Annotated in this window: 26 protein-coding genes; 12 read left to right on the top strand and 14 right to left on the bottom strand. The window is 65.9% G+C overall.

What is annotated here, in order from left to right:
• The first annotated feature begins 22 nt into the window (after positions 1-22).
• Positions 23-1,150 (top strand): molecular chaperone DnaJ, encoded by a 1,128-nt coding sequence (gene dnaJ / locus K7G81_RS02025; protein WP_223029061.1) that lies wholly within the window; start codon positions 23-25, stop codon positions 1,148-1,150.
• A gap of 177 nt (positions 1,151-1,327) precedes the next feature.
• Here the strand turns inward: dnaJ and K7G81_RS02020 are convergent, their stop codons facing one another.
• The 5 genes from K7G81_RS02020 to K7G81_RS02000 form a co-directional block, all read right to left on the bottom strand.
• On the bottom strand, positions 1,328-1,474 hold the full coding sequence (locus tag K7G81_RS02020; RefSeq protein ID WP_223029060.1) for a hypothetical protein: 147 nt from the start codon (positions 1,472-1,474) through the stop codon (positions 1,328-1,330).
• A gap of 347 nt (positions 1,475-1,821) precedes the next feature.
• Positions 1,822-2,643, bottom strand: coding sequence for an RcnB family protein (locus K7G81_RS02015; protein ID WP_223029059.1), 822 nt, complete (start codon positions 2,641-2,643; stop codon positions 1,822-1,824).
• Between the two features lie 122 nt (positions 2,644-2,765).
• Positions 2,766-3,248, bottom strand: coding sequence for a free L-methionine (R)-S-oxide reductase MsrC (locus K7G81_RS02010; protein ID WP_223029058.1), 483 nt, complete (start codon positions 3,246-3,248; stop codon positions 2,766-2,768).
• A gap of 360 nt (positions 3,249-3,608) precedes the next feature.
• On the bottom strand, positions 3,609-4,007 hold the full coding sequence (arfB, locus tag K7G81_RS02005; protein WP_223029057.1) for an alternative ribosome rescue aminoacyl-tRNA hydrolase ArfB: 399 nt from the start codon (positions 4,005-4,007) through the stop codon (positions 3,609-3,611).
• The gene (locus K7G81_RS02000) at positions 4,000-4,650 is read right to left on the bottom strand and encodes an RluA family pseudouridine synthase (protein ID WP_223029056.1); all 651 of its coding nucleotides are present in this window, start codon (positions 4,648-4,650) and stop codon (positions 4,000-4,002) included. Before K7G81_RS02000 ends, arfB begins: the two co-directional genes overlap by 8 nt.
• A 64-nt stretch (positions 4,651-4,714) precedes the next feature.
• Here K7G81_RS02000 and K7G81_RS01995 point away from each other — a divergent pair, with 64 nt between their 5' ends.
• Positions 4,715-5,506, top strand: a complete 792-nt coding sequence (locus K7G81_RS01995) for a M15 family metallopeptidase (protein ID WP_223029055.1) — start codon at positions 4,715-4,717, stop codon at positions 5,504-5,506.
• Positions 5,507-5,543: 37 nt separating this feature from the next.
• Here K7G81_RS01995 and wrbA read toward each other — a convergent pair whose 3' ends face one another.
• A complete protein-coding gene (gene wrbA, locus K7G81_RS01990; RefSeq protein WP_223029054.1) occupies positions 5,544-6,146 on the bottom strand; it encodes an NAD(P)H:quinone oxidoreductase in 603 nt (200 codons plus the stop codon).
• A 94-nt stretch (positions 6,147-6,240) separates the two neighbouring features.
• On the bottom strand, positions 6,241-6,939 hold the full coding sequence (locus K7G81_RS01985) for a pirin family protein (RefSeq protein WP_223029053.1): 699 nt from the start codon (positions 6,937-6,939) through the stop codon (positions 6,241-6,243).
• Positions 6,940-7,073: 134 nt separating this feature from the next.
• Here K7G81_RS01985 and K7G81_RS01980 point away from each other — a divergent pair, with 134 nt between their 5' ends.
• The 3 genes from K7G81_RS01980 (at position 7,074) to ctrA (ending at position 10,003) form a co-directional block, all read left to right on the top strand.
• Positions 7,074-7,982, top strand: a complete 909-nt coding sequence (locus K7G81_RS01980) for a LysR family transcriptional regulator (RefSeq protein WP_223029052.1) — start codon at positions 7,074-7,076, stop codon at positions 7,980-7,982.
• Positions 7,979-9,028: an AI-2E family transporter gene (locus tag K7G81_RS01975; RefSeq protein ID WP_223029051.1), complete on the top strand. Its 1,050-nt coding sequence runs from the start codon at positions 7,979-7,981 to the stop codon at positions 9,026-9,028. The genes K7G81_RS01980 and K7G81_RS01975 overlap by 4 nt, the downstream gene beginning before the upstream one ends.
• Positions 9,029-9,301: 273 nt before the next feature.
• Entirely contained in the window at positions 9,302-10,003 is a 702-nt protein-coding gene (gene ctrA, locus K7G81_RS01970) for a response regulator transcription factor CtrA (RefSeq protein ID WP_223029050.1), read from the top strand.
• 255 nt (positions 10,004-10,258) lie between these two features.
• Here the strand turns inward: ctrA and K7G81_RS01965 are convergent, their stop codons facing one another.
• Together K7G81_RS01965 and K7G81_RS01960 are read right to left on the bottom strand one after the other, a co-directional pair.
• Positions 10,259-10,630 (bottom strand): GIY-YIG nuclease family protein, encoded by a 372-nt coding sequence (locus K7G81_RS01965; RefSeq protein WP_223029049.1) that lies wholly within the window; start codon positions 10,628-10,630, stop codon positions 10,259-10,261.
• 477 nt (positions 10,631-11,107) lie between these two features.
• Entirely contained in the window at positions 11,108-12,817 is a 1,710-nt protein-coding gene (locus K7G81_RS01960) for an amidohydrolase (RefSeq protein ID WP_223029048.1), read from the bottom strand.
• A 59-nt stretch (positions 12,818-12,876) separates the two neighbouring features.
• Between K7G81_RS01960 and K7G81_RS01955 the strand changes: the two genes are divergently transcribed.
• Both K7G81_RS01955 and K7G81_RS01950 read left to right on the top strand, forming a co-directional pair.
• Complete coding sequence (locus K7G81_RS01955; RefSeq protein ID WP_223029047.1) at positions 12,877-14,121, top strand: threonine ammonia-lyase; 1,245 nt, start codon at positions 12,877-12,879, stop codon at positions 14,119-14,121.
• A gap of 338 nt (positions 14,122-14,459) precedes the next feature.
• Positions 14,460-15,254: an arginyltransferase gene (locus tag K7G81_RS01950; protein ID WP_223029478.1), complete on the top strand. Its 795-nt coding sequence runs from the start codon at positions 14,460-14,462 to the stop codon at positions 15,252-15,254.
• Here K7G81_RS01950 and K7G81_RS01945 read toward each other — a convergent pair whose 3' ends face one another.
• Positions 15,255-15,524 carry a DUF3297 family protein gene (locus tag K7G81_RS01945; RefSeq protein WP_223029046.1) on the bottom strand — a complete coding sequence of 90 codons (270 nt, stop codon included), beginning with the start codon at positions 15,522-15,524 and terminating at the stop codon, positions 15,255-15,257.
• Positions 15,525-15,616: 92 nt separating this feature from the next.
• Positions 15,617-15,970, bottom strand: coding sequence for a hypothetical protein (locus tag K7G81_RS01940; RefSeq protein WP_223029045.1), 354 nt, complete (start codon positions 15,968-15,970; stop codon positions 15,617-15,619).
• Positions 15,971-16,119: 149 nt separating this feature from the next.
• On the opposite strand from K7G81_RS01940, the gene K7G81_RS01935 reads away from it, so the two are divergent.
• A complete protein-coding gene (locus K7G81_RS01935; RefSeq protein WP_223029044.1) occupies positions 16,120-16,521 on the top strand; it encodes an EVE domain-containing protein in 402 nt (133 codons plus the stop codon).
• Here the strand turns inward: K7G81_RS01935 and typA are convergent.
• Entirely contained in the window at positions 16,518-18,347 is a 1,830-nt protein-coding gene (typA, locus tag K7G81_RS01930) for a translational GTPase TypA (protein ID WP_223029043.1), read from the bottom strand. The genes K7G81_RS01935 and typA overlap by 4 nt on opposite strands.
• 137 nt (positions 18,348-18,484) lie before the next feature.
• Between typA and K7G81_RS01925 the strand changes: the two genes are divergently transcribed.
• On the top strand, positions 18,485-18,841 hold the full coding sequence (locus K7G81_RS01925) for a PilZ domain-containing protein (protein ID WP_223029042.1): 357 nt from the start codon (positions 18,485-18,487) through the stop codon (positions 18,839-18,841).
• 4 nt (positions 18,842-18,845) lie between these two features.
• Here K7G81_RS01925 and K7G81_RS01920 read toward each other — a convergent pair whose 3' ends face one another.
• On the bottom strand, positions 18,846-19,712 hold the full coding sequence (locus K7G81_RS01920; RefSeq protein WP_223029477.1) for a LysR family transcriptional regulator: 867 nt from the start codon (positions 19,710-19,712) through the stop codon (positions 18,846-18,848).
• Between the two features lie 53 nt (positions 19,713-19,765).
• On the opposite strand from K7G81_RS01920, the gene K7G81_RS01915 reads away from it, so the two are divergent.
• The 3 genes from K7G81_RS01915 (at position 19,766) to K7G81_RS01905 (ending at position 22,832) form a co-directional block, all read left to right on the top strand.
• On the top strand, positions 19,766-20,806 hold the full coding sequence (locus tag K7G81_RS01915) for a YeiH family protein (protein ID WP_255586480.1): 1,041 nt from the start codon (positions 19,766-19,768) through the stop codon (positions 20,804-20,806).
• Between the two features lie 98 nt (positions 20,807-20,904).
• Positions 20,905-22,116 (top strand): toxic anion resistance protein, encoded by a 1,212-nt coding sequence (locus tag K7G81_RS01910; RefSeq protein WP_223029041.1) that lies wholly within the window; start codon positions 20,905-20,907, stop codon positions 22,114-22,116.
• A complete protein-coding gene (locus tag K7G81_RS01905; RefSeq protein WP_223029040.1) occupies positions 22,113-22,832 on the top strand; it encodes a hypothetical protein in 720 nt (239 codons plus the stop codon). Before K7G81_RS01910 ends, K7G81_RS01905 begins: the two co-directional genes overlap by 4 nt.
• A 47-nt stretch (positions 22,833-22,879) precedes the next feature.
• Here K7G81_RS01905 and K7G81_RS01900 read toward each other — a convergent pair whose 3' ends face one another.
• Positions 22,880-23,272: an ankyrin repeat domain-containing protein gene (locus tag K7G81_RS01900; protein WP_223029039.1), complete on the bottom strand. Its 393-nt coding sequence runs from the start codon at positions 23,270-23,272 to the stop codon at positions 22,880-22,882.
• Positions 23,273-23,357 lie beyond the last annotated feature (85 nt).

The following is a 23,357-nucleotide window of genomic DNA, read 5'->3' as shown; positions in this document are numbered from 1 at the left end:
GCATGGGGACCGGGGGCCAATCATGACCACCCAAGTCGATTATTACGAACTGCTCGGTTGCTCGCGTGACGCCGATGCCGGGACGATCAAGTCCTCCTATCGCAAGCTCGCGATGAAATATCACCCGGACAAGAATGGCGGGTGCAAGGATCACGAGGCGAAGTTCAAGGCGGTCAGCGAAGCCTATGATTGCCTGAAAGACCCGCAGAAGCGCGCGGCCTATGATCGCTTCGGCCATGCCGCGTTCCAGAACGGCGGTGGCGGCGGCCATGCCGGCGCGGCCGATTTCGGCGCTTTCTCCGACATTTTCGAGAATATCTTCGGCGAGTTCATGGGCGGCGCGGCGCAGCAGCGCGGCCGGCCCGGCGCACGGCGCGGCGCCGATCTGCGCTACGACATGGAAATCAGCCTCGAAGACGCGTTCCACGGCAAGGCGACCGAGATCACCATCGACGTCACCAGCGCCTGCGAATCGTGCAGCGGCTCGGGCGCCGCGGCGGGCACCCAGGCCAAGACCTGCGCGACCTGCGCCGGCATGGGCAAGGTCCGCGCGCAACAGGGCTTCTTCGTCGTCGAGCGCACTTGCCCCGCTTGCCACGGCGTCGGCGAGATGATCGCCGAGCCATGCCGCGATTGCCGCGGCGAGGGCCGGATCGACACCACCAAGACGCTGCAGGTCAACATTCCGGCGGGTGTCGACGAAGGCACCCGCATCCGCCTCGCCGGCGAAGGCGAAGCGGGCATGCGCGGCGCGCCGGCCGGCGATCTCTACATCTTCCTCCACGTCGCGCGGCATTCGATCTTCGAGCGCGAGGGCACCACGCTCTATGCGCGCGCGCCGATCAGCATCACCACGGCGGCGCTGGGCGGGGCGATCGAGATCCCCAATCCGGATGGCGAGACCTATACCGTCAAGATTCCCGCCGGCATCCAGTCGGGCCGCGAAATCCGCCACCGCGGCGCCGGCATGCCGGTGCTGCAAGGCCGCGGCCGTGGCGATCTGGTGGTGCGGATCGAGGTCGAGACGCCGACCAAGCTATCGGCCAAGCAGCGCGAGCTGCTCGAAGCGTTCCGCGATACCGAAACCGGCGAGGAATGCCCGCAAGCCAGCGGTTTCTTCGACAAGGTGAAGGCCGCGTTCGGGGGCTGATCGCCGTCCTCCTGATAGAGTCCGTCATGCCGAACCTGGTTCAGCATCCATGGACGACGAGCATGATACGGATTGAGCGCCATAAGCGCTGAAACGCATCCAGCCCGGCGCGACAGCGACAGCACCCATCCCCCGTGCATGCCTCCCCTCGCGGGAAGGCAGCCGGGGGCTGATGCGTCAGATGAGGGTGATACCCGTTCCGACCACCAGCGCCAGGGTCGCCAGGGTCAGCATGCTGCCCGTGACGGTTTCCATGTAACGCATTGAGATGGCCTCCTTGTCGGCTTGATTGCCGACGCGGGCGATATGTCGATCGTTGCGCAATGTTGCAATTTTATTTCAATCTTTCGCAGTTGCAGCATTTGCAACCGTAACGCGGACGGAACCACCGCCCCGGTCGTCACCCTGAACTCGTTTCAGGGTCCATGGACCACCATCGGCGGCGCGCGAGACGTCAATGTTGAACCATGGAATGCTGAGCCAGGTTCAGCATGACAAAAGTCATGCTTGAAGGCTTCCTCGTGCCGCGCGAATGCCAACGATCAGCGGCAAGGTGAAGCGGGCGCCCGGTGCATCCGCCTCCAACGAAGCTCTCTTCCTTGCAGGAACGGCGCGGCGTTCAGCGAGGTGCTGCGCCGTTCCTGCCCGGTAAACGCGGTTGCGACCCCGCGTTAGCGCTTGATCAATTTGGTATGGTAGCGTCGGATGATCTTGGTCGGCTTGGCCGGATGATAGACGCGCCGGGCGTGATGCACAACCGGTCGTGCTTCCTCGATATATTCGGTGGTCGTCACCGTCCGCGTCACGGGAACCGAGGTGATCGTCACCGTCGTCGTCGTGGCCGGCGGATAATACCAACCGCCGACGACCCGGCCCGCGCAGCCGCAATCGGGGCCGGCATGAACCACCACGGGCGCGCCGCCATCGTAACGATAGGTCCGCGTCTCGACATGCGCGCCGGGCGGCGGCGGCACGGCTCCCGGCGGCGGTGGCGGCATATCGCCCGGCGGCGGATAGGGCGCGCCCGGCCCGGCATCATGGCTGTAATCGTAATCGTCATCGCCATTGTCGGCATAGCCCTCGGCATAGCCGCCATCCCAATCGACGCTGTTCACGCAATCCATCGCCCGGCCATATTGGTCGACCAGCACGGCATCGTCGTAATAGCGCGACCAGTGATAGCCGTAAGGCGGCGCGCTGAGGCCATAGGCGCCCCAAGCGGTGATGGTGAATCGCGGCGCGAGCCAATAGCCCGGCATCGCCCAGCCCCTCACCGGCCGGCGATAGGCGCTCCAGCCGCCCGGCGCGCGCGTGCCGCCGATCCAGCGCCCGCCGACGCTGCCGCCCCAATCGTGGCGGCCATGGCCGGACCAATGCCCATTGCCGCCATGCCAGTGTCCACCGGCGGGCGGATGCGGTGCGCGTTGCGCCAAAGCGGGACCGGCAATGACCAGGCCAAGCCCGGCGACGGTGGCGAAAAGCAGGGTTCGCATGGTCGATTCTCCCTGTCGGGCGCGTCACTTATCGTCCAACGCGCGCGATCTTCGCCCCTGCATATCATGCCGCCTTCACGCTCGCCACAGACGAGCGCGTCCCGCTTTGGGGCGCCGGATGGTTAACCGATCCTGGAAGAAAGCAGCACCGCCAGCGCCTCGCAGCCCGCCGCATCCTCGGCATCGAACCGCTCGGGCAGCGGGCTGTCGAGATCGAGCACCGCGATCACCCCTCCGTCGCGCACGATCGGCACGACCAGCTCGGACCGGCTCGCCGCATCGCAGGCGATATGGCCGGGAAAGGCCAGCACGTCGGCCACGCGCTGCGTCTCGCCGGTCGCCGCCGCGGTGCCGCACACGCCCTTGCCCAACCGAATGCGGATGCACGCCGCCTTGCCCTGGAACGGGCCGAGCACCAGCTCGCCGCCCACCATTCGATAGAATCCCGCCCAGTTGAGATCGGGCAAATACTGCCAGATCAGCGCCGCGGCATTGGCCATGTTGGCGATGCCGTCCGTCTCGTCGGCGGTCAGCGCGTCGAGCGCGGACGCGAGGTCGCGGTAAAGCTCGGCCTTGCTCCCGGCGGCGATATCGAACTGATACATGGTGTCCTTTCAATTCACCCGTCATGCTGAACTTGTTTCAGCATCCATGGCGCAACGCCCGCGGCGCGCGCCCCGGACATGGCGCTCGATCGCGTCTGAAACAAGTTGGCCGATAACGAGAGTGAAGGTCAGCCTCGCCGCGCTGCCCGTCGTGCGCCTGTTATCGCGTTCCATCACCGCCACGCATACCGGCCGCCGTCGCACCATGGGTGCTGAAACGAGTTCAGCATGACGGTGCTTGAAGACCGAAGATCACCCCAAACGGACTCGTCACCCTGAACTTGTTTCAGGGTCCATGGACCTCCATCCCGCCAAAATGCACCGGCTGCGATTACGCAGAGGCCCCGAAACAAGGTCAGCTCAATCGAGCCGCACCTTCCCCCGCCCCGCCTTCACGGCGCTCCGCCCCTTCTTGGCATCGACGCGCCGCGCCTTGGCCGCCTTGCTCGGCCGGGTCGGGCGGCGCTTGGCCGGGCGATGGTGCGCCTTGGCGATCAGCTCGGCAAGCCGCTCGCGCGCGTCCTGCCGGTTGGCCTCCTGCGTGCGAAAGCGCCGCGCGGTGATGACGAGCTCGCCCGACGCGGTCAGTCGCGATCCGGCAAGTTCCTTCAGTCGTTTGTAGACGTCGGGCGCAAGCCCCAGCCGGAACACGTCGGCCCTCAACTGGCAGGCGGTGGCGACCTTGTTGACGTTCTGCCCGCCCGGTCCGGTCGAGGCCAGAAACCGCTCCTCGAGCACGTCTTCGGGAATCTCAACCATCGGCGAATCCCGCCGCCGCAAAGCGCTCGGGCAGCGGCGCTTCGGCAATGACATCCGGCTTGGGCGGGCGCGGCACGGTCAGCGCCGCGGCATGGAGCAGCATCGCTGCGCCGCCCGAGCCATAGACGGGATCGCCCGAAACCGGCGCGCCCAGCCCTTCCGCCGCGTGGACGCGGATCTGGTGCGTGCGGCCGGTTTCCGGGCGGAATTCCACCAGCGCCCGGCCCTCGCGCACCGTCAGCACGCGCCATCCGGTCCGCGATGGCTTGCCGTTGGTCGCCCCCGTCATCCGCCAGCCGCGTTCGGCGCTGCTGATCTTGATGAGCGGCAGGTCGATCATGCCGCTTTCGCCCTCGGGCACGCCGTCCAGCACCGCGAGATAGCGTTTGGTCACCTCGCCCGCCTCGAACGCGCGCTGAAAGCGTTTGTGCGCCTTGGGATTGCGCGCCAGCAGCAGGCAGCCCGAGGTATCGCGATCGAGCCGGTGAACCGGCAGCGGCCAGCGCTGGAACCCGAAGGTCAGGCTGGCGAGATGGTTCTCGAGGCTCAGGCTGCCGTCGCGCGGCGCGTCGACGGGAAGCCCGGCGGGCTTGTCGAGCACGATCGCTTCGCCATCGATGAACAGGATACGGTCGCTGAGCATGATGTCCCCTTGCCACCGCGCGCGCCGCCATGCCAGAGCGCGATTGTCATCCCCGGGAGTTTGCATGGTCCGTCCGCTCGCGATCCTGTGCCGCATGATCGCGGCGATCGCTTTCGCCATGAACGTCGCCGCGGCGGCGCAAGCGCAGGACAAGCCGCTACTCGTCGAAACCAGCATCGACGGCCGATTGTTCGGCCACATCCCCTATCTGGAGGCCGATCCGGCAAGCCTGGTCGATGCGCCGGCCGGTTTCGCGGTCGGCCACGAATGCAAGCTGCAGGCCGTCGTCATCCCCGATCTCACCCGGCTGATCGCGGCAGCGCAGGCCGCGCATCTCGGCGCCGAGCTTCGCGGTGTGTCGTGCTTCCGCAGCATCGCCTATCAAGAGCGCGTGTTCTGCGAGGCGCATGGCCGGCATAACCGCTGCGTCGATCCCGAAGCGCGCGCGATCAGCTCCGCGCCGCCCGGCCACAGCGAGCACGCCACCGGCTATGCGCTCGATTTCGGCGCGCGACCGGAGGGGCATTGCGCCGATGTGGAGGATTGCTTTGCCGATACGCCGGTCGGCCAATGGCTGCTCGCCAACGCGCCCGATTACGGCTTCGAACTGTCCTTTCCGCGCGGCAATGCGCAGGGCGTGACATGGGAGCCGTGGCACTGGCGCTGGGTCGGCACCAGCAATTCGGAGCCCGGCGCGCTCGCCGCGCGCGCGCTGTTCGCCGAAGCGCGAGCCCGCTTCCCGGCGAACCCGCGCATCCCGACGATCATCGTCCGCGTCATCGCGCAACCACCGCTGCCGACGCCGGCGGTTTCCGAACTGGCCGCCGCGCCCGCTCCACTCCCGCCGTCACCCTGAACCTGGTTCAGCATGACGGCGTTGGAGCGGGTCGTCGTCAGCCCTTCAGCTTGGCCGCCGTCTCGGCGATGCGCTTGCCCTGGTAGCGGGCGGCGGCGAGTTCTTCCTCGTGCGGCTGGCGGCTGCCGTCGCCGTCGGCGATCGTCGTCGCGCCATAAGGCGATCCGCCGCGTACTTCATCGACGCCCATCTGGCCCTGGAAGCCGTAATCGAGCCCGACGATCGTCATCCCCTGGTGCAACAGGTTGGTGATGATCGAGAACAGCGTGGTCTCCTGCCCGCCGTGCTGGCTGGCGGTCGAGGTGAACGCGCCGCCCACCTTGCCGATCAGCGCGCCCTTCATCCACAGCCCGCCGGTGGTGTCGAGAAACGCCGCCATCTGGCTCGGCATCCGCCCGAAACGGGTCGGCGCGCCGATGACGACGGCATCATATTCGCCCAGCTTGTCGGGGCTTTCGATCGTCGGGTGCGCGGTATCGGTCTTGAAGCCGAACGCTTCGACGATTTCCTTCGGCGCCGTCTCGGGCACGCGACGGATATCGACTTCGGCACCGCCGGCGCGCGCGCCTTCGGCAACCGCGTCGGCCATCTGCTCGATATGGCCGTAGGACGAATAATAAAGAACGAGGACCTTGGTCATCTAACTGCGCTCCTGTGTTGGTTGGGGGGAGGACCTGGTGGGAGGGAATACAGGCCCTCCCCTCGCCCCTCCCGCGAGCGGGAGGGGAAACGGGTTAGTCGGCGTCGACCAGGACGATTTCGGCATCCTCGATCGCGGTGATGGTGACGGTCTGGCCGCCCGACAGCGCGGCGCCGTCGCGGGCGTCGAACCGCTCGCCATCGATCTCGATCGCCCCGGTGGCGGGCACCAGATAGGCATGGCGGCCGTCGCCGACGCTGTGCGTCAGGCTTTCGCCCGCCTTCAGCGTCGCGCCCAGCACGCGGGCATCGGCGCGGATCGGCAGTGCGCCCTCATCGCCCTCGAACCCGCTGGCGAGCGTGACGAACCTGCCCGAGCGATCGCCCTTGGGAAACGGCTTCGCGCCCCACGACGGGCTGCCGCCCTGCCGCTTCGGCTCGATCCATATCTGGAACAGCGTCGTCTTTTCCGGCTCCAGATTGTATTCGGCATGGCGCACGCCGGTGCCCGCGCTCATCACCTGCACGTCGCCGGCGCCGGTCTTGCCCTGGTTGCCCATCGAATCCTGGTGCGTGATCGCGCCGGTCCGGACATAGGTGATGATCTCCATGTCCTTGTGCGGATGCGGCGGGAAGCCCGAGTTCGGGCCGATCTCGTCGTCATTCCACACGCGGATCGCGCCCCAACCCATCCGGGCGGGATCATAATAATTGGCGAAGCTGAAATGATGGCGCGCGTTGAGCCAGCCGTGATCGGCATGGCCAAGGCTTTCGAACGAACGTTTCTCGATCATCGTGAATCTCCCGAAGGATTGCTTGCCCCCGAAGATAGGCCGCGCGATCCCGATGAAAATAGAAACGCTGGAAACGGATTGTTTCCAAGCAAAGGCATCGGCTACACTTGGCCCGACATGACGGAGGTAGAGGAATGCGCCTGCCCGATCTCGAAGCCTGGGCGATCTTCGCTTGCGTGGTCGAGCACCGCTCGTTCAGCGCCGCGGCCGATGCGATCGGCGTCTCCAAGGCAACCGTGTCGAAGGCGATCGCGCGGCTGGAGGCGCATCTCGGCACCAGCCTGTTCCACCGCACCTCGCGCAAGCTGACGCTGACCGACAGCGGCAAGACGCTCGCCGAGCACGCACAGCGCATCCTCGCCGAAGCGCAATGCGCCGAGGAAGCCGCGCACGATACCGCGACGCAGCCCGCCGGGCTGGTCCGCGTCGCCGCGCCGATGACCTTCGGCATGACCTATCTCGCGCCCGCGATCGCCGAGTTCCTCGCCGCCAATCCCGCGATCCAGATCGATCTCAACCTTTCCGATGCGCGCGTGGATATCGTCGCCGACGGCTACGATATCGCGCTGCGCATCGCCGATCTGCCCGATAGCTCGCTGCGCGCCCGGCGGCTGTGCGGGATCGCCGTCCATTGCGTCGCCTCGCCGGCCTATCTCGACGCGCACGGCCGCCCCGGCCACCCGGCGCAGCTCGCCGATCATGCCTGCCTCGGCTATACCAACGCGCCGGGCGGCGTGTGGCGCTTCACCGGTCCCGGCGGCGAGGAAGCCGCGGTGCGGCCGTCCGGCCCGCTGATGACCAACAGCGGCGATGCAATGCTGCCCGCGTTGCGCGCCGGGCTCGGCATCGCGCGGCTGCCCGATTTCATCGTCGGTGACGATCTCGATTCCGGCACGCTCGAAACGATCCTCGCCGAGTGGGCGCCGCCGGCGATCGCGCTCCACCTGCTCACCCCGCCCAGCCCGTTGCGCCCGGCGCGGGTCGAGGCGCTGATCGCTTTCCTCGCGGAGCGCTTCCGCCATCGCGGCGTTTCGTCGCGATGAGCCGCCTCCGCCCCGACGACGCCGATGCGCGCTTCGTCCGCCGCGTCCTGATCGTCATGGCGATCGCCGCGGTGCTCTGGGCCCTGTTCCGCGCCGGCGACATGCTGATCCTCGCGTTCGGATCGAGCCTCGGCGCGATCGCCATCCACGCCATCGCCGAGGGGTATGAAAACCGGCTGCACCTGCCCGAAAAGCCGGCGCTGGGTGCGGCAATGATCACCGCCGTCGCCATCGTCGCTTTCCTGTTCTGGCTGTTCGGCGTGCAGTTCGCGCCGCAGATCAACCTGCTGGTCGATCGAGCGCCCGGCCTGATCGACGATCTCGCGCGCTGGCTGTCGCAATCGCCGATCGGCGCCAAACTGGTGAGCGCGGTGCAGGCGGCCTATGCCGGGTCCAAGGCGGCGCAGGACGTCAGCGGCCTCCTGCAAGGCGCCGGCACGCTGTTGCTCAACATCATCCTGCTGATCGTCGGCGCGCTGTTCTTCGCCGCCAATCCCGGCATCTACACCCGCGGCCTCCTGCTGCTGGTGCCCAGGCCGCAACGCCCCGCCTTCGCCGACGCGCTCGACGACGTGTCGAACACGCTGCGCCTGTGGCTGCGCACGCAGCTCATCCTGATGACGACGATGGGGGTGCTGGTCGGCCTCGGCCTGTGGATCGCCGGCGTCCCCTCGCCCGCCGCGCTTGGCCTCCTCGCCGGGTTGAGCGAGTTCGTCCCCTATATCGGCCCCACCGCGGCGATGCTGCCCGCGCTCGGCCTGGCCGCGACCGTCTCGCCCCATGCGGTGATCGGCGCGCTCGCCACTTATGCGGTGGTGCGCCTGATCCAGACCAACTTCATCACCCCGTTCGTCCAGCATCGCGTGATCGACATTCCGCCCGCCGTCACCTTGTTCTCGATCATCGGCATCGGCATCGTGTTCGGGCTTTACGCCTTGTTCTTCTCGGCGGCGATGCTGGTGGTGATCTTCACCCTGGTCCGCACGCTCTATCTGCGCGAAATGGTCGGCGAGCCGGTCGATCCCCCCGGCGATCATGGCGCTTGATCGCCGGTGCCGCCAGAGCCGCGCTGGCTTTCATCGTCATGCTGAACTTGTTTCAGCATCCATGGTGCAACGGCACCCGGCACGAGCGACGGCGATGGAGCAGTCGGAGGCCGAAACGGATTCGCCGGCGCCGTCATCCAAACAACGACTCGCGGATTTCCGCCGCTTAAGACGAAATTAACCTTTTGCCTTCAGAGGTTCTTTGGTTAATAAATCGTCGGGGCGCGTCGTGGCACGAGGAGCCGGCGGCGGCGAAGACAGGGGAAAAGATCAATGCGCGTGCTGCTGATCGAGGACGAGCCGACCACCGCTAAGGCGATCGAGCTGATGCTCTCGTCCGAGGGGTTCAACGTCTACACCACCGATCTGGGCGAGGAAGGCCTCGATCTGGGCAAGCTCTATGATTACGACATCATCCTGCTCGATCTCAACCTGCCGGACATGCACGGCTATGACGTGCTCAAAAAGCTCCGCGTCGCCCGCGTACAGACGCCGGTCCTGATCCTGTCGGGCATCAACGAGATGGATTCGAAGGTCCGCAGCTTCGGCTTCGGCGCCGACGATTACGTCACTAAGCCGTTCCACCGCGACGAGCTGGTCGCGCGCATCCACGCCGTGGTGCGCCGCTCGAAGGGGCACAGCCAGTCGGTCATCAAGACCGGCAAGCTGGCGGTCAATCTCGACGCCAAGACGGTCGAGGTCGATGGCGCGCGCGTGCATCTGACCGGCAAGGAATATGCGATGCTGGAGCTGCTCTCGCTCCGCAAGGGCACCACGCTGACCAAGGAGATGTTCCTCAACCATCTCTACGGCGGCATGGACGAGCCCGAGCTCAAGATCATCGACGTCTTCATCTGCAAGCTGCGCAAGAAGCTCAGCATGGCCTGCGATGGCGACAATTATATCGAAACGGTGTGGGGCCGCGGCTATGTGCTGCGCGACATCGACGAAGAGAAACAGGCCGCGGTCGCCTGAGTATAGCGTTTCAAGATCGTCACCTGAGCGGGAGGCCGCGGCATCGGGGGGTGCCGCGGCCTTTCCTTTTTGGGGGAAGCGGGGCGGCTCACCCGAAACACCCCGTCATGCTGAATCCATTTGCCAAACGAAGCGCCAGCCAAAACACTCCCCGTCATGCTGAACTTGGTTCAGCATCCATGGACCGACAGAAAGTAAGCACGCGACAGGGGATTGGCCGCGGCGACAGCCAAATAGCAGCCCGCGTACCCGTGGTTATCGGAGCACCATGGATGCTGAACCAAGTTCAGCAAGACGGTTGGGGTAAATGGGACTGCCCCCTCGCAACGGGTCGAACCCGTAATCGGTCGCCAGATCGCGCCACTCCGGATTGCTCTCCTCGATCAGCCTGATCTTCCAGTCACGATGCCAGCGCTTGATCTGCTTCTCGCGCAGGATCGCGTTCTCCATATCGCCGAAGAACTCGATATGGACGAGCCGTTTGAGCCGATAGCGAGCGGCAAAACCAGGAATGCTGCCCGCGCGGTGCTGCGCAATGCGTCCGAGCGGATCCGCCGTGACGCCCGTATAGAGCGCGCCGCCCTTCTGGTTGGTCAGGATATACACCGCCGGCGTCCGGTCGCGCATCGCTCGTTATACTCCCTCCCAAGCACCGTCATGCTGAACTCGTTTCAGCATCCATGGATCAACAAATGCCTCGCACGCCACGGTTATTTTAGCTGCCGAAGACGACAAATCGCGACCCGCCCGCTCTGCCGACTTGTCGCACCATGGATGCTGAAACAAGTTCAGCATGACGAGGAAGAATGCGAGCACACACCCCTACCAATGTTGGAGTTGTTCTGATCTACCCTGCCCGATGGATCAGACCGCAGCCTGGCCCCACCATCACACACCAAGCAGGCGCGCTGCAAACGCGGCGCGCCGGCAGCGCGAAACCGTCCCGCTTCAACCGCGCTGCTGCCGCGCCCGCGGCGCGCATGTGTCGCGCGACCGTCGCGTCGCCGTCGCGTCGTGTCGCCAAGACGCCGCTTCGCCGGCGCAACCCCCGGCGAAACCCCGCGACGCTCTCCACTTTGTCCACTTCACCGCCCGGCGGTGCGGCTATCGCGAATCGCCGCTGCGGTCCGTATCGCTTCGGCCCTGCCCGTTCGACCACATCATCTTACCGCCGACCCAGGTCTGCTCCACCTTGGTGTTGCGCAACTGGCTCGGGCTGGCGAGCGTCGGGTCGGTGTCGACGATGATGAAATCGGCCCATTCGCCGGGCGCGAGCATGCCATATTTGTCTTCGGAGAAGCTCGCATAGGCCGCGCCCTGGGTATAGGCGCGCCACGCCTGGTCGCGGGTGATGCGCTGCTGCGGTTGCCAGCCGCCGAACGGCAGATCCTGCGCGTCCTGCCGGGTGAACGCCGCCGCCCAGCCGTGGAACGGGTTGAAATCGTCATTGGGATAATCCGATCCGAACGCCAGCGGCACATCGTTGTCGAGCATCGATTTCCACGCATAGGCGCCGGCCAGCCGATCGGGGCCAAGCCGGGCTTCGGCCATGTGCATGTCAGACACCGCATGGATCGGCTGCATCGACGCGATCGTGCCGTGCTTGGCGAATTGCGGCAGATCGGCGGGGTCGACGATTTGCGCATGCTCGATCCGCCACCGCCGGTCGCCCTTGTAGGTATCGGCGAGCGCGTCGATCGCGCTCAGCACTTGCGCATTGGCCTTGTCGCCGACCGCATGCACCGCAACCTGGAAGCCGTCCATCGCCGCGCGGCTCATCGTGTTGCGCAACTGGTCGTCGGTCAGCGGGCAACTGCCCGAATTCTTCGGATCGTCGGCATAGGGCGCCTTGAGGCACGCCCCGCGCGAGCCGAGCGCGCCGTCGGCGAACAGCTTGACGCCGACCATCCTCAACATGCCGTCATAGAGCCAGGGCGACGGGCCGTTGCCCGCCGTCAGGTTCGCGGTCTCGATGCTGTCGGCATAGCTCACGATCCGCATCCGCAGGTTTCCGGCATCGCCGGCGCGGCGGATCGTCAGCCAGTCGGCCAGCGTGGTGCGCATGTCGTCGGTCGCGGTGATGCCGTTGGACAGCAGCAACTGCTGCGCGCGGATGAAAGCAGCGTCGCGCTCGCGCGCCAGCGGCTGTGGCAACGCTTTCTCGATCAGCTGCCGCGCCGCATCGACGAACACGCCATTGACGATCTGCCCGCCCGCCGGCGCCTTGGTGCTCGCCGTCACCCCGGCCGCCTTCATCGCTGCCGAATTGACCCACACGGCGTGGCCATCGATGCGATCGAGCACCACCGGCCGGTCGCTCACCACCGAATCGAGATCGGTGGCGGTCGGGAAATGGCCCAGCCCCCATTGCTCCTGATTCCAGCCGCCGCCGAATATCCACTTCTTGTCGGGGTTCGCCGCCACATAAGCGGCGATCTTCGCCTTGGCCTCGGCCAGCGAATGCGTGTCGGAAAGATCGACTTCCATGCTGCGGAAGCCCAGAGCCATGATGTGCCCGTGCGCGTCGACGAACCCCGGCAGCATCACCGCGCCGTGCATGTCGGTCCGCCAGTCGAGCTTTTCCGGCCGCTTGTCGTGATCATCGAGCAGCTTCGTGATCTTGCCCTGGGGCGTCATCAGCAGGCCGGTGAAGTGAATCACCTTGCCTTGCCGGTCGAGCGCGATACCGTTGACGTTGTCGATCAACGCATCGGCGAGCGCCGGGCTCGCCGCGATCGATGCCGCCACGCCCGCGCCGATCAGCCGGGCCACCCAACGGCGCGGCGCGCCCTTGCTCTTTACCAGTCGTACCATGGGATCAGCCGCATAAGCATTGTTCCCCCACGGCGCCAGATGGTCTAGGCGCCACGATCATGGCCACCAACGCACAGCCCCAGCCCGCCGACCTGCCGGTCACCATCGACGACGTCCGCACCGCGCATGCGCGCATTCGCGACTCGATCGTGCGCACGCCCACGCTGGTCAGCCGCACGCTGTCGGAAATGACCGGGGCCACGGTCTATCTCAAGTTCGAGAATCTGCAGTTCACCGCCGCCTACAAGGAACGCGGCGCGCTCAACACGCTGCTGCAACTCGACGAGGCATCGCGCGCCAAGGGCGTCATCGCCGCCTCGGCGGGCAATCATGCGCAGGGCCTCGCCTATCACGCGACGCGGCTCGGCATCCCGTCCACCATCGTGATGCCGAAGAACACGCCAACGGTGAAAGTCACCCAGACCGAGGGGCATGGCGCCACCGTGGTTCTCGAAGGCGATACGTTCGACGCGGCCTATGCCCATGCCCGCGAGCTGGAGGCCCAGCGCGGCTACACGTTCGTCCACCCGTTCGACGATCCCCGCGTCATCGCCGGCCAGGGCACGGTGGCGCTGGAGATGCTGGAAGACGTGCCGGCGATCGACACCTTCGTCACCCCGATCGGCGGCGGTGGCCTGATTTCCGGCATGGCCACGGTGGCGCGCGCCGCCGGCCGGCCGATCGAGGTGATCGGTGTCGAGGCCGAGCTTTATCCCTCGATGTACAATCGCCTGAACGGCACCGAGATGGCCTGCGCCGGCGACACGCTGGCCGAGGGTATCGCCGTCAAGGAGCCCGGCCGCATCACCTCGAAGATGGTCGAGGCGCTGGTCGACGATATCGTGCTGGTCAGCGAGCGCAGCCTCGAGGAATCGGTCAGCCTGCTGCTGCAGATCGAAAAGACCGTGGTGGAGGGCGCCGGCGCCGCCGGCCTCGCCGCGCTGCTCGCCTATCCCGAGCGGTTCCGGGGCAAGACCTGCGGCATCGTGCTGTGCGGCGGCAATATCGACACCCGGCTGCTCGCCAACGTGCTGCTGCGCGATCTCGCCCGCTCGGGCCGGCTCGCACGTCTCCGCATCCGTCTGCAGGATCAGCCCGGCGCGCTCTACAATGTCGCGCGGATCTTCGATCAGCAGCGCGCCAACATCATCGAGGTCTATCATCAGCGCGTATTCACCTCGCTGCCCGCCAAGGGTCTGATTACCGATATCGAGTGCGAAACCCGCGATCGCGCCCATCTCGATCGGCTGATCCAGGCGCTTCGCGACGCGCATTACGAGGTCAGCCAGGTCGAGCTCGCTTGACGAAAGGCTGCGCATCTTCCCGGTTTGTGACGAACCGAATCATGTGCGCGGTAAATGGAGCTTCGCCGGGTGGCAGTCGGCCGACGGATCGATTAAACCAATTTGACATAAATCAAGTCCCCCGAGGTCGCCTCGACGTCCGAACAGCGGGTTTCTTGAGTATCGAGTGGAGCCCTCGGGTCGCACCGGGGCGTCGAGGCGATACGGCGGCGGCACAGGCCGCCGCCGACGTCTCGTTAACCCTCAATCATGGTAAATCGACTTTTCATCACAAGCCGCATGACTCATATTGGTCCCTGACGGCGCAATCCCGCGCGTCATGACAGGGAGTCCGGATGATGACGGCGCCGTTTCGATTTCCGCGCTTTTTCGTCACCAGTCCCTCGCCCTGCCCCTATCTGCCCGGCCGCCAGGAACGGAAGGTGTTTACCGAGCTGAGCGGCCCGCACGCCGGCGAGCTCAACGATGCGCTGGGCCGGATCGGCTTCCGCCGCAGCCAGACGGTCGCTTACCGGCCAAGCTGCGCGGGATGCTCGGCCTGTGTTTCGGTCCGGGTGGTCGCCAACGAATTCCGGCCCAATGCCAGCCAGCGCAAGCAGCTCAAGCGCAACGACGATCTCGAAGTCACCGCGTGCCGCCCCTGGGCGACCGACGAGCAGTTCCAGCTGCTGCGCAATTATCTCGCCGCGCGGCATCCGGGCGGCGGCATGGCGGGCATGGACGAGAGCGACTATGCCGACATGGTCGAGCACAGCCCGGTTAATTCGTTCGTCGTCGAATATCGCGAGCCCGCCGTCGGCGGCAAGCGCGGCCGCCTGATCGGCGCATGCCTGACCGATCAGCAAGCCGATGGCCTGTCGATGATCTACAGCTTCTTCGAGGCCGATCACCAGGCGCACAAGGGGCTGGGCAACGTAATCATCATGGATCACATCCTGCGCGCCCGCGCCGTCGGGCTGCCCTATGTCTATCTCGGGTACTGGATCGATGGATCGCCGCGAATGGCGTACAAGACGCGCTATCGCCCGATCGAGATGCTCGGCCCCAGGGGATGGCAGCGAATGGGCGAGGATCGCGTGCCGCAGCCGGTCAGCGACGCGGTGCAGCGCGCGCTCGAAAACGAGCTCGCCTGATCAGTCCTCGGTTACGGTATCGAGAAACCAGGCCTCGACCGGGCCGGTCAGCTTGATCGTCAGCGGCTGGCCGTGACGATCGACCTTCTTGCCCAGCGCGACCCGGATCCAGCCCTCGGAAATCGAATATTCCTCTACGTCGGTGCGCTCACTGCCCTTGAAGCGGATGCCGATGCCGCGTTCGAGCACGCTCTGGTCGAAATACGGGCTGCGCGGATTGATCGCCAGATGGTCGGGCGGCGTGTCGGCGGTGGGTTTGCTGTCGGTCATGGCGCGCGCTCATGGCGCAAAATGTCGCGTCACGCAAAAGGAAAGCGGCGCGGAAAAAGCAATTTCCGCGCCGCTCACCTGCGTTCACCGGCTCAACGGCATACCCGCACGCGGACGTTCTCGCCGTAATACGAATCCCAGCGCCACTGCGTCCAGCACCGCGGACGATAATCGTAGCGATATTCATAGGCCACCGGCGGCGGCGGGGGCGCGTAATAGCCGTCATCATCATCGTAATAATAGCGGTCGCGATGGTTCGACGCGATCGCCGCGCCAACGCCGAGTCCGACGATACCGCCGAGGATGGCCGCACCCGCGGTGTCGCCGTGATGATAATGGTGATAACCATGATGCCAGCGCTGAGCCTGAGCCGGCGCCGCCGTCATGCCGATCGCCGTCGCGCCGAGCGCCACGCCGAGGCCTGCCTTTTTCAGAAACGTCTTCATGTCGAACCTCCAGTCACGCGCGAGACCGAAACCTTCACACGCGAGTAAAACGCTCGAGTCCGGCTCACTGTTTCCTTTTTAGACGAGCCGTGCTGAACTCGTGCGGAATGGCGCGTTAAGCGTCCGTTTAGCCTGCTGGAGCGCGCGTCATGGCCTATTGGCTGATGAAATCAGAACCCGAATCATATAGTTGGGGCGATCTGACGCACGACGGCACCACCGAATGGGACGGCGTCCGCAACCCCGCCGCGCGGCTCCACCTGAAAGCGATGCAGCCCGGCGACGAGGCCCTGTTCTATCACAGCGGCAAGCAAAAGGCCGCCGTCGGCGTGATGACGATCTCGCGCGCCTGGAGGCCCGACGGCGCGGACGGCGCCTGGGCATCGGTCGAGGTCAAGCCGAAGGCCGCGCTCGCCGCACCGGTAACGCTCAAGGCGATGAAGGCCGAGCCGAAGCTGGCGGGCATGGAAATGCTCCGCCAGTCGCGGTTGTCGGTCTCCCCCGTCAGCGCCGCCGAATGGGCGGCCCTGATGGAAATGGCTGAAGGTTAGGCCGCCTTCGCCCGCGAGGCGCGCTTGCGCTCGTGCGGATCGAGGTGGCGCTTGCGCAACCGGATCGATTTCGGCGTCACCTCGACCATCTCGTCGTCGTCGATATAGGCGATCGCCTGTTCCAGCGTCAGCTTGCGCGGCGGGGTCAGCCGGATGGCGTCGTCCTTGCCCGACGAGCGGATGTTGGTCAGCTGCTTGGCCTTCATCGGATTGACTTCGAGGTCGTCGGTCTTGGCATTCTCGCCGATGATCATGCCCTCGTAGAGCGGCTCGCCCGGGCCGACCATCAGGATACCGCGATCCTCGAGCGAATTGAGCGCATAGGCGTTCGACTCGCCCGTGCCGTTGGAGATCAGCACGCCATTCTTACGGCCCTCGATCGTGCCCTTGTACGGCCCGTAGCGCTCGAACACCCGGTTCATGATCCCGGTGCCGCGGGTGTCCGACAGGAACTCGCCGTGATAGCCGATCAGCCCGCGCGACGGCGCCGAGAAGGTGATGCGCGTCTTGCCGCCGCCCGACGGGCGCATGTCGGTCATCTCCGCCTTGCGCTGGTTCATCTTGTCCACGACGGTGCCCGAATGCTCCTCGTCGACGTCGATGACGACGGTTTCATAAGGCTCCTCGCGTCCGCCATCGCCGTCACGGAACAGCACGCGCGGGCGGCTGATGCCGAGCTCGAAGCCTTCGCGGCGCATCGTCTCGATCAGCACGCCGAGCTGGAGTTCGCCGCGCCCGGCAACCTCGAAGCTGTCCTTGTCGGCGGCTTCGGTGACCTTGATCGCGACGTTCGATTCCGCCTCGCGGAACAGGCGGTCGCGGATCATGCGCGAGGTGACCTTGCTGCCCTCGCGCCCGGCCATCGGGCTGTCGTTGACCGCGAAGCGCATCGACAGCGTCGGCGGATCGATCGGCTGTGCGTGGAGCGGCTCGGAGACCGAGGTGTCGGCGATGGTGTTGGCGACGGTGGCGACTTCGAGGCCGGCCATCGATATGATGTCACCGGCGCGCGCTTCCTCGACCGGCACGCGATCGAGGCCACGGAAGCTCATCAACTTCGAGGCGCGCCCCGTCTCCAGCACCTTGCCGTCATTATCGAGCGCGTGGATCGGCTGGTTGAGCTTCACCACGCCCGAGTTGACCCGGCCGGTCAGGATGCGGCCGAGGAAATTGTCGCGGTCGAGCAGCGTCACCAGGAAGGTGAACGGTGCATCTTCGTTCAGCGCGGGCGGCGGCACGTGGCTGACGATCGTCTCGAACATCGGGATCAGGTCGCCCTCGCGAGCGTCCGGATCGGTCGAGGCATAGCCGTTGCGGCCCGAGGCGTAGAGCACCGGGAAATCGAGCTGCTCGTCGCTAGCATCCAGCGTCACGAACAGATCGAACACCTCGTCGAGCACTTCCTGGATGCGCGCATCCGAGCGATCGACCTTGTTGACCACCACGATCGGGCGCAGGCCCAGCGCCAGCGCCTTGCCGGTGACGAACTTGGTCTGCGGCATCGCGCCTTCGGCGGCGTCGACCAGCAGGATCACCCCATCGACCATCGACAGGATACGCTCCACCTCGCCGCCGAAATCGGCGTGGCCGGGGGTGTCGACGATGTTGATGCGCGTCTTGCTGCCCTTGCCGTCGTCCCATTCGATCGAGGTCGGCTTGGCGAGGATGGTGATCCCGCGCTCCTTCTCCAGATCGTTCGAATCCATCGCGCGCTCTTCGACGCGCTGGTTGTCGCGGAAAGTGCCCGATTGGCGGAAAAGCTGGTCGACCAGGGTGGTCTTGCCATGATCGACGTGCGCGATGATGGCCACGTTGCGGAGGCTCATTCGAAAATACTCGGTTGTAGGATGCGGATATACGCGCGCGGCCCTAGCGCATTTGCTGCGTTGCGGGAAGACTCGCTTTACGTAATGTTAGCGGGATCGGACTATCGCCTTGTTCATCATCTTTGGGGGATGACCGAATGGCAACGGCACGAACGGCGCGGCGGACCAGCGAAGCGCGCCGAGGCAAACGGGTAGCGACCGGCGTCAAGGTCGCGCTGCGCGAACAGGGACAGCGGGCAACGCCGGCGCGGCTGATCGATATCTCGCGCTTCGGTTTTCGCGTCGACGTCCACGGGCTCGCACCCGAAAGTATCGTCTGGCTCCGCCTTCCCGACGCCGAACCGCAAATGGCCCGCGTCGTATGGAGCGACCACAAGGCGACCGGCTGCCTGTTCACCGAGATGCTGGAGATCGAGTTGTTCCGCCGCACGATCCGGTCGGGCGAGAACGAGGCGATGGTGATTACCGGCCCGTGGAAGCCTACCGCCGCCTGAGCCGTCAGCAGGCCGCGATCATCTCGATAAGTACATCTGCCGCGCGGCTGCGGTAGCGCTCCTTGTGCCGCAGCGCATAGAACGGCCGCGGCGCCAATTTCACGTCGATCGGGTGCAGCCGGCCGAGCGCGACCAACGGCTCGACCACCAGCGACGACAGCCCGGCAATCCCCTGCCCCGCCGCGACCGCGGTGCGCACCGCCTCGTTCGACGGCAAGGTCATCGCCACGTCCAGATCGCCCGTCGCCACGCCGAGCTCGCCCAGCGCCGCTTCGAGGCTAGTCCGCGTGCCAGATCCCGGTTCACGCATCACCCAGCGCGCGCCAGCCAGCCAACCGGCATCGACCGCGCCGGCAGGTTCGGCGCGCACCAATTGCAGCCTATCCTCGCCGATCTGCCAGCGCGCCAGCGCCGGATCGTCGATCCGCCCTTCGACGAAGCCGAGTTCGGCAGTCCCGGTCAGCACTTGCGCGGCGGCTTGCGCGCTATTGCCGATGGCGAGATCGATCGCGACGCCGGGATGGGCCGCGCTGAAGCGTGCCAGGAAGCGCGGCAGCCAATAGCCCGCGATCGTCTGGCTCGCCGCCAACGCCAGCCGACCGCGCAACAGCCGTCCGCGATCGGCAAGCGCCTGCTCCGCCGCTGCCGCCGATGACAGCAGCGCGCGAGCATCGTCGAGCAACGCCTCCCCCGCCTCGGTCAGCTCGATACGGCGGCCGACGCGGTGGAACAGCCGCACGTCGTGCCGCGTCTCGAGCGCCGCGACAGCCGCACTGACCGCCGATTGGGTGAGATTGAGCGCCGTCGCCGCGCGCGTCATGTGCTGCCGCTCGGCAACGGCGACGAAGATGCGAAGCTGCTCCAGCGTCATATCGATCAACAAGCATAATCGATCGAAATGAGCAATATTATTCGATTTTTATATTGATCGATGCCGCGCATCGTCGCCGCATGATCCTGCACCGCCACATTATCCGCCCCCTGCCCGGCATCGCCTTGTGCGCTGCCATCACCGCATCCGCCTTCCTCGCCGAACGCGCCGAGCGACATCTGTTCGGGCGCGCCTGGCTGGAGGCGCTGGTGCTGGCGATCCTGCTCGGCGTCGGCCTGCGCGCTTTCTGGACGCCCGGCGAACGCTGGCGCCACGGCGTCGAGACGAGTGCCAAGCTATTGCTGGAAATCGCCGTCGTGCTGCTCGGAGCCTCGGTCAGCGCCGCGACGGTGCTCGCGGCAGGGCCCGCGCTGCTCGCCGGAATCGCGGCGATCGTGGCGGGCGCGATCGCCGCCAGCTTCACGATCGGCCGCACGCTCGGGCTGCCGCGGCGGATGGCGCTGCTCGTCGCGTGCGGCAATTCGATCTGCGGCAATTCGGCAATCGCCGCCGTGGCGCCGGTAATCGACGCCGATGGCGACGACGTCGCCGCGGCGATCGCCTTCACCGCGGTGCTCGGCGTAATCGTCGTCCTCGGCCTGCCGCTGCTTGGCTTCGCGCTCGGGATGACCGGTCTCGGCTATGGCGCGCTCGCCGGCTTGACCGTCTACGCCGTGCCGCAGGTGATTGCCGCCGCCGCGCCGATGGGCGCCCGCGCGGTGCAGATCGGCACGCTGGTCAAGCTGGTGCGCGTCCTGATGCTCGGCCCGGTCTGCATCGCGCTATCGCTCGCCAAGGGCCGCGGCCGCACCGGCGCGACGCCGCCGCTGCACAAGCTGGTGCCGTGGTTCATCGTCGGCTTCCTCGCCCTCGTGGCGGCGCGGTCGGCGGGCGTCGTTCCCCACGCGGCGCTGGCGCCGATTGCCGCCGCGGCAACGATGCTGACCGTGATCTCGATGGCCGCGCTCGGCCTCTCGACCGATCTTAAGGCGGTGGCGCAAGCCGGCGGCCGCGTCACCCTCGCCGTCTGCCTGTCGCTCGTCGTGCTGATCGCACTCAGCCTCGCGCTGCTACGCCTCGTCGGCCTGCATTGAGCCTTGCCGCCATCGACAAGCGTATTACATCAATGATACACTTGAACGCAAACGCGAACCCGGTCATCTAGGCAGGGGTTCCCAAGCGGAGATATTCGATGGCGACGACGGCGACCGACACGGCCGAACAGGACCTGAAGCTGACCCCGCCCGATCCGGTGCCAGCTGTGGCGGCTGAAAAGTCCGCCGGGCTCGTCCCCGTGGACGATAAGACGCGCACCCAGCTCGAGGAGAAGGTCGACGGCTTCGTCACCGATCTCGTCGCGCAGGACGTCAATTCGCCCGAATTCGGCAAGCGCGTCGATGCGATCACCGCGATGGGGCAGAAGGAAATCCGCGACGCGGCCGGCCAATCGAACCGCTTCCTCGATCGCCCGATCCGCGCGATGGACAAGGATAACGGCGTCGGCGCCGATCTCGCCCAGCTCCGCCGCACGATCGAGCAGCTCGATCCCGGCAAGCAGGGCAGCCTCAAAGGCCCGCGCAAGCTGCTCGGCGTAATCCCGTTCGGCAGCAAGATGACGGTCTATTTCGACAAGTACAAATCGTCGCAGACGCACATTTCGGCGATCCTCAAGAGCCTGGGCTCGGGCAAAGACGAGCTGCTCATGGACAATGCCGCGATCGATACCGAGCGCGCCAATCTGTGGAACGCGATGGGGCGGCTCGAGCAGATGATCGTGCTCGCCAAGACGATGGACCAACGGCTCGAGGACAAGGCCAACGAACTCGACGCGACCGATCCCGCCAAGGCCAAGGCGATCCGCGAGACCGCTTTGTTCTACGTCCGCCAGCGCACGCAGGACTTGCTGACCCAGATGGCGGTGACGGTGCAGGGCTATCTCGCGCTCGATCTCGTCAAGAAGAACAATGTCGAGCTGGTCAAGGGCGTCGATCGCGCCTCCACCACCACCGTCGCGGCGCTGCGCACCGCGGTCACCGTGGCGCAGGCGCTGACCAGCCAGAAGCTGGTGCTCGATCAGATCACCGCGCTCAACACCACCACCTCGGATATCATCGATTCGACCGGCAAGCTGTTGAAAAGCCAGACTGCCGCGATCCACGAACAGGCCGCCGCCTCGACGATTCCGGTCGAGACGCTGCAACGCGCGTTCCAGAACATCTACGACACGATGGACGCGATCGACACGTTCAAACTGAAGGCGCTCGATTCGATGAAGACTACCGTCGACACGCTGTCGAACGAGGTCGAGAAGTCGAAAGGCTATATCGCCCGCGCCGAAGGGGCCGCGCAGAATGCCGGCGCATCGGCCACCAATCAATTCAAGCTCGAGGCATTGAACGGATGACGAGTGAGGTCGACGAGCAGATCGCGCGCTCGACCGAGCTGCTCAACCGCACCTCGGATCGCTATCGCGCGCCCGGCGGGCGGCAACGCGAATGGCGCCAGCAATCGATCGGCAAGCGGATCGGCCGCATCGCCATCGCCGACGTCGCGATCCTGATCGCCGCGACGGTGATCGGCTGGTTCATGCCGCTGGGCATCGGCGGCGCGCTGCTGGTCATGCTGCTGCTCGTCGCGGTCACCTTCGCCCTCGCGGTTATGCCCGGCGCGGCGATCCCCGAGATCAAGCCCGAAACCTTCCATCAGACGCCGATCCGCATCCTGCCGCTCAAGACCGAGCAATGGCTGGCGCACGAGCGGATGACTATGCCAGCGCAGGCCGCGCGACAGGTCGACGGCATCGAGCGGCGGCTCGAAACGCTCGGGCCGCAACTGGCCGGGCTCGACGAGGGCACTCCGGCGGCGAGCGAGATCCGCAAGCTGCTTGCCGACAACCTCCCCGGTCTGGTCGAAAGCTACAACCGCGTGCCGACGCCGCTGCGCACCGTCGAACGCAACGGCAAGACCCCCGACCAGCAACTCGCCGACGGCCTCGCCGTGATCGACCGCGAGATCGCGCAGATGACCGAACAACTCGCCAAGGGCGACCTCGACCTCCTCGCGACCCGCGGCCGCTACCTCCAGATCAAATATCAGGGCGACGACGTAATAGAGGGGTGACGCCGGGCGCTGGAAGGGACGGTTTTGGGTGGAACGCGGTGGGAAAGCTACTGAGATTCGAAGAATCTGGAAACATCGTAATTTGAGATGGTCAGGGCCAGCGAGCGGGGGCTTACACCATGGTCGTTGACGGCGTCCGGATCCGCATCGGCTTGGAGTAACGCGATTATTGCTTCACCGTTACCGCGATAGGACATCACCGCCCGCCAAAGGGGGGAATTACCATAGCAATCGCGGATTTCCATCAATGCGCCCTTCTCAAGAAGTCGGCGCACCAAAAGCCCATCCGAATTAGCGGCTGCAAAATGCAGCGCAGACCAGCCGTCGTTGTCGACAGTGTTGGGATCAGCGCCATCTTCTAATAATTGCTCGGCAAGAGCTGGGTCAGCCTCAATGCAGGCGTTGATGAGGGCCGTCCGCCCAGCTCTGTCCTTCTCCATCGAGGGAGGATAACATATTCTACAATGTCGGCAATTGGGGTGAAAGCTACCGTGCCGACCCGTGCTCTAACTCCTTAACACCATA

This window comes from Hephaestia mangrovi (assembly GCF_019880555.1).
Taxonomy (GTDB): Bacteria; Pseudomonadota; Alphaproteobacteria; order Sphingomonadales; family Sphingomonadaceae; genus Sphingomonas; species Sphingomonas mangrovi.
This window is presented reverse-complemented; position numbering and strand designations above follow the sequence as displayed.